Genomic DNA, 762 nt, shown 5'->3' on the forward strand with positions numbered 1-762 from the left:
CCCTGCGCTTTCACTGGGACATGACCAGCATGTCCGTGTACGGCGCCTACGACCAGGCCGACCCCGCCTACGCCACCCCGAAACCCGGCCACCCAAAAGATCACAGATTCGACCTCAAACAGGTCCAGGTGGGCGTCGCGACCAGCGCCGACAGCGCGGTCGCGCTACTCACCCGCGCCTACGACGGCGGCGCCGCCGAGATCAGCCAGGTCGAGGGCGCGCTGCGCGCCCTGCGCGAACTGGCCGGTGAGCGCCGCTTCCTGATGGTCGGGGACAGCAAGCTGGTCTCCTACACGAACCTGCGGACGATCGATGCCGCCGGGGCCACGTTCGTCGCCCCCGCCTCGCGCACGCTCGTCGGGCTGGCCGAACTCGCCGCCCACGACCCGACTACCGCCACGATCGTGGACTGGGCGGCCCAGCGCGACCAGAACAAGCTGTTCCACGAGCGCGACGTCCACCGGGTCGTCGAGGGGACCACGACCTTACGCGGGCCGAAGGCCGCCGACCCGCCGTTCCCCGTGCGCACGGTGTTCTCCCACTCGGCCCGCCGCGCCGAGACGACCGCGACCACCCGCACGAAACAGATCGACAAGGCGCGCGCGGCGCTCGTCGTGCTGCACCGCAACCTTGGGACCCGCTACTACCCCGACGAGGCTGCGGTCCGCGCCCGCGTCGAGAAGATCACCGCAGAGTGTCGGGTCGGGGCGTGGCTGCGCACGCACCTCGACACCGACCCCGACACCGGCAGACCACACCTGA

General features: G+C 71.0%; 1 pseudogene. It reads left to right on the forward strand.

Annotation, left to right across the window (positions count from 1 at the left end):
- Positions 1 to 762, forward strand: a pseudogene (locus MJ797_RS23880) (transposase); the annotation flags it as partial.

Origin of the sequence: Protofrankia sp. CiP3 (assembly GCF_917627345.1) — a bacterium.
In the GTDB taxonomy this organism is placed as follows: Bacteria; Actinomycetota; Actinomycetes; order Frankiales; family Frankiaceae; genus Protofrankia.